Raw genomic sequence first — 5,061 nt, 5'->3', positions numbered from 1 at the left:
CCTCGGCTTCCAGGGTTTCAGGATTATATTCAAATAATCCATCCCATATCTGCCTTATAACCTGGATACCTTCACTCTCATAACTATTTGGTGGATCCAGAGATACCGGCTCATGGATATACATCCTCATGGTTCCGCCTTCTTTGGGACCGGCAGCCTCTTCCTCGGCAGGCTCCTCGGTCATTTCTTCTGCTGGCTCTTCCTCAGCAGGCTCTTCAGCCATTTCTTCTTCTGCCGGAGCCTCTTGGGCAGTCTCTTCGGCAGGAGCAGCTTGCTGCGAGCAACCGGCAAAAACGGTTACTACCATTGCTACTGCCACTATTAACGCTACTATTGTGCTCAATTTTCTAAATATTGACATTTATCCTCCTCTAACTAATTAAATTCGATACAAGATTATTTTCCTATAGGAACCTCCTTTCGCTGTATAATCCTGTAAATTTACAATAATATAAACAATGTTATGGTAGTTATTGCAAATAACACACCTACTATTATAGTGATTCTGTCTAGATTTTTCTCCACAATGCCTGAACCGTCAAAGGTATCAACCATTCCCGAGAATAATCCTCCTATACCCCCGCCCTTGCCGCTATGCAGCAGGATGAGCAGTATTACTCCCAGACAGCCAATTATATGTATGGCAAAAATAATGTTTAACAATACAGAACCCATTAATCCAAACCTCTTTTCTAACAATTTTTAATTATTTTAACAAATTTATTCAATTATCAAAATATTTTATTATAATTTGTCAATTAGTGAAACCCCGGTCATCTGCAGCGGCTTATCGATACCCAGGACATCCAGGATGGTGGGAGCTATGTCACACAGCTTGGGCTGGCCACTATCCCTTAATTTTTTAATACTGTGATCACAGATTATAAAAGGCACCTTGGAATTGGAATGTTTGGTAACTGTTCCCCCGGTAACCGGGTCTATCATCTCCTCCACATTTCCATGATCAGCAGTTATAATACCCAATCCGCCTACCTGAATTATTTTTTCAATTACTCTCCCCACGCAGGTATCCACAGCCTTGACCGCTTCTATAGCCGCATCCAGGAACCCGGTATGGCCTACCATATCCGGATTGGCATAGTTTACCACAATTACATCATATTTGTTCTGCTCTATGTTCTCAATAAGAGTATCGGTAACTTTATAGGCGCTCATTTCCGGTTTCAGATCATAGGTTGCTACCCGGGGAGAGGGTATAAGAATCCTGTCCTCCAGGGGATTGGGCTTTTCCACGCCCCCGTTGAAGAAAAAAGTAACATGGGCATATTTTTCAGTTTCAGCAATCCTCAACTGCCTTTTTTTATGCTGCGCCAGCACCTCTCCCAGAGTATTTTCAATCTTATTCTGGGGAAAAGCTATGGGCGCATTAATATTCTTATCGTACTGGGTCATACATACAAAATATACCTCAGGTGGTTTTTCGCCCCGGTCAAACTTTTCAAAATCTTCAATTATAAAAGCCCTGGTAATCTGCCTGGCCCGGTCTGGCCTGAAATTAAAAAATATAATTGAGTCCCCATCCTTTATCCTGGCGCTTTCACTGTCCTCCACCTCTACCAGGGCAGGAACTACAAACTCATCATCTTTTCCCTGGTCATAGGAGTCCTGTACCAGCTCTTCTGCCTGGCTGTAATGCCTGCCATCCCTGTAGACCATAGCATCATAGGCTTTCTTGATCCGGTCCCAGCGGTTATCCCTGTCCATGGCATAATACCTGCCACTGACCGTGGCTATCTCTCCCAGGCCATTTTCTTCCAACATCCGGTTAACCCTTTCCAGATAGGGAATTGCACTGCGGGGAGGAACATCCCTTCCATCCAGAAAAGCATGTACATATAATCTGGGAACCTTCTGCCTGACAGCCAGTTTAACCAGAGCTTCCAGATGCTCTATATGGCTATGAACTCCACCGTCAGATACCAGGCCCATAAGATGCAGGGCATTATTCTTTCCCTGACCGGCATTGTGCATGGCTTTCACCAGCACTTCATTTTCAAAAAACTCTCCGCTGGATATAGACTTGTTTATCCGGGTGTATTCCTGATAAACAATCCTTCCTGCTCCAATGTTTAAATGGCCTACCTCTGAATTCCCCATCTGGCCATCCGGCAAACCCACTGCCTCTCCCGAGGCCACCAGCTCGGTATAGGGATAACTGCTGCTGTAACCATCCATATTGGGAGTATGGGCCAGCTCTATGGCATTACCCTGCTCCTCACAGCATATTCCCCAGCCGTCAAGAATGATAAGGCATACCGGCTTTTTAATCTTTTTTTTAATCACTGGAACTCCAGTTCAAAGTACTATTGATTTTATAATTTATATGATGGGAAAAAGATTAGTAATTAATTATGGATAAAAAATCATCAACCTTAAGGCTGGCTCCGCCCACCAGTGCACCATCAATATCGGAAGTTTCCATAAGTTCACTGATATTACCTGGCTTTACACTGCCTCCATACTGAATTCTTACTGCATCTGCAGCAGCCTGGCCATAGATAGAAGCCAGCTTTTCCCTTATGGCCCTGCACATGGAATTGGCATCTCCGGCAGTAGCAGTTTTTCCGGTACCTATGGCCCATATAGGCTCATAAGCTATGGTTACCAGCATCAGCTGTTTTAGCTCAATACCTTCCAGGCATTCAGTAAGCTGTTTGAGCACATGGGATTCCGCCTGTCCGCTCTCCCTTATGTCCAGGGTCTCTCCTATGCACAGAATAGGCTTCAACCCATTATTGAAGGCTGCTTTAATTTTTTTATTTATATCCTGGTCGGTTTCCCTGAAATATTCCCTTCTCTCACTATGGCCGACAATAACATACTCTATGTTCATAGCCTTAAGCATATTGGGTGATATTTCTCCGGTATAGGCTCCACTTTCCTCGTAGAACATATTCTGTGCTCCCAGTCCAACTTTCAGATCATTAGCTTCCAGAAGGGTCTGCGCTGACCGCAGGGCAGTAAAGGGTGGGCATATTGCAATATCACAGTTATGCCTGTTTTCAAATTTAAATTCAAAATCATTGAAAAACTTGATAGCCTCCATATGGGTCATGTTCATTTTCCAGTTGCCCGCTATAAAGGGAACTCTCATATTAATCACCTTTCTTGTTATTTATCCAATAATGCTGCCACTCCGGGAAGTTCCTTTCCTTCAAGAAGCTCCATGGCAGCTCCTCCTCCGCTGGATACATGAGAAAATTTGCCGGATAAATTATATTTCTTGATAGCCGCCAGTGTATCTCCGCCGCCAACCACAGTAACCGCATCACTGTTGGCTACCGCATCAGCAATATTTCTGGTGCCGTTTTCAAACCTTTTCCATTCAAACACACCAAAAGGCCCGTTCCAGAATATGGTGGCAGCCTTTGCAATCTCTTTGCGATAGACTTCAATGCTTTTTTCCCCCAGATCCATCCCCTCCCAACCAACAGGTATGGACTGTATGGAAACAGTTTGCTTGTCTGAGTCCCCATCATACTCCTTTGACACTACAATATCCATGGGGAGCAAAAATTTTACATTGTTCTTCTTGGCCAGCTCCAGCATATCCCGGGCATAATCCAGCTGGTCATCCTCACAAATAGAGTTTCCTATCTCATAACCCTGGGCCTTAAAAAAGGTATAACTCATGCCGCCCCCAAGAATGAGGGTATCCACCTTGCTTAAAAACTGCTTTATAACCTGGATCTTGTCCGATACCTTGCTTCCACCCAGTAATGCCACAAAAGGTCTTTTGGGATCCTCCAGCAGGGAGGTCAGGGTATCAACTTCCTTCTGCATCAAAAAACCGGCAACTGCCGGCAGGTATTCGGCCACCCCTGTCACTGAAGCATGGGCTCTATGCGCCGCCCCGAAGGCATCATCTACATATACCTGGGCCAAAGAAGCAAGAGACTTGGCAAACTGGGCATCATTGGACTTCTCGCCAGGATTAAACCTGACATTTTCCAGCAATACCACCTCACCATAATCCATGGTGTTATCAATATAATTTTTGATCTGGTCCGAAACCGTCTCATCAAATTTCTTAACCTCTTTACCCAGAAGCCTGCCCAGCTCCCTGGCTGCAGGATCAAGCCTGAACTTATCCACCACCTGGCCCTTGGGCCTTCCCAGATGGGCCATAAGTATTACCTTGGCCTTCTGCTGTATAAGGTAGTTGACTGTATCCAGCGACAGTTTTATTCTGGTATTGTCGGTAATCTTTTGATTTTCATCTAGCGGCACATTATAGTCTACCCTTACCAATACCTTTTTTTTGGCTACATCTATATCTTTTATAGTTTTTTTATTAAACATTTACTAACCCCCTGCCTTACCAATAAATAACCGGGGACATGCCCCGGTTATTAATGCTATTAAAATAAATTTTTATTTCATAAGAAATTTAATAAGGTCTTTACACCTGCAGCTATAACCCCACTCATTGTCATACCAGGTCATAACCTTGGTCAAGTTGCCCATTTTCATGGTGCTGGGAGCATCAAATATGGTGGAATGGGGATTACCTACTATATCTATAGATACCAGCGGTTCTTCACTGTACTGTATAATCCCTTCAAACTGTGGTGACTTCGAGCCCTCTTTTACGGCCTGATTAACATCCTCAATGGAAACATCCTTATTCAAATTCAGTACCAGGTCTATTATAGAGCCCACCGGGATAGGAGTTCTTAAAGCCAGGCCATCAAGTTTCCCCTCCAGCTCGGGGATTACCAGGCCAATAGCCTTGGCAGCACCGGTAGAGGTAGGGATAACAGACATGGCCGCTGCTCTGGCCCTCCTGAGGTCGGAATGGGGCAGGTCCAGAAGTCTCTGGTCATTGGTATAAGCGTGAACAGTGGTCATAATACCGCTCTCAATACCAAACTGGTCATTTAAAATCTTGCAAATAGGCGCAAGCCCGTTGGTGGTACAGGAAGCATTACTTATAATGTTGTGCTGGTTCTTATCATACTTTTCATCATTTACACCCAGTACCAGAGTAATATCGGCGCCATCGCCTTTCATGGGCGCAGACACTATAACTTTTTTAGC

Annotated in this window: 6 protein-coding genes; all 6 read right to left on the bottom strand. The window is 44.4% G+C overall.

The window, feature by feature from the left end; genetic code table 11:
• Nucleotides 1-361: hypothetical protein (locus K9H14_08245; GenBank protein ID MCG9480175.1), on the bottom strand; the 361-nt coding region annotated here is incomplete at its 3' end.
• Between the two features lie 80 nt (nucleotides 362-441).
• Nucleotides 442-675 carry a preprotein translocase subunit SecG gene (gene secG / locus K9H14_08240; GenBank protein ID MCG9480174.1) on the bottom strand — a complete coding sequence of 78 codons (234 nt, stop codon included), beginning with the start codon at nucleotides 673-675 and terminating at the stop codon, nucleotides 442-444.
• A 69-nt stretch (nucleotides 676-744) separates the two neighbouring features.
• Nucleotides 745-2,289, bottom strand: a complete 1,545-nt coding sequence (gene gpmI / locus K9H14_08235; GenBank protein MCG9480173.1) for a 2,3-bisphosphoglycerate-independent phosphoglycerate mutase — start codon at nucleotides 2,287-2,289, stop codon at nucleotides 745-747.
• 70 nt (nucleotides 2,290-2,359) lie between these two features.
• Complete coding sequence (gene tpiA / locus K9H14_08230; protein MCG9480172.1) at nucleotides 2,360-3,115, bottom strand: triose-phosphate isomerase; 756 nt, start codon at nucleotides 3,113-3,115, stop codon at nucleotides 2,360-2,362.
• A 17-nt stretch (nucleotides 3,116-3,132) separates the two neighbouring features.
• On the bottom strand, nucleotides 3,133-4,323 hold the full coding sequence (locus K9H14_08225) for a phosphoglycerate kinase (protein ID MCG9480171.1): 1,191 nt from the start codon (nucleotides 4,321-4,323) through the stop codon (nucleotides 3,133-3,135).
• Nucleotides 4,324-4,395: 72 nt separating this feature from the next.
• A partial coding sequence (locus K9H14_08220; protein ID MCG9480170.1) for a type I glyceraldehyde-3-phosphate dehydrogenase occupies nucleotides 4,396-5,061 on the bottom strand: 666 nt, incomplete at its 5' end.

It is taken from the genome of Actinomycetes bacterium (assembly GCA_022396035.1).
In the GTDB taxonomy this organism is placed as follows: domain Bacteria; phylum Actinomycetota; class Humimicrobiia; order Humimicrobiales; family Humimicrobiaceae; genus Halolacustris.
The sequence above is the reverse complement of the archived record's forward strand: the minus strand, read 5'-3'. Positions and strand labels throughout refer to the sequence as shown.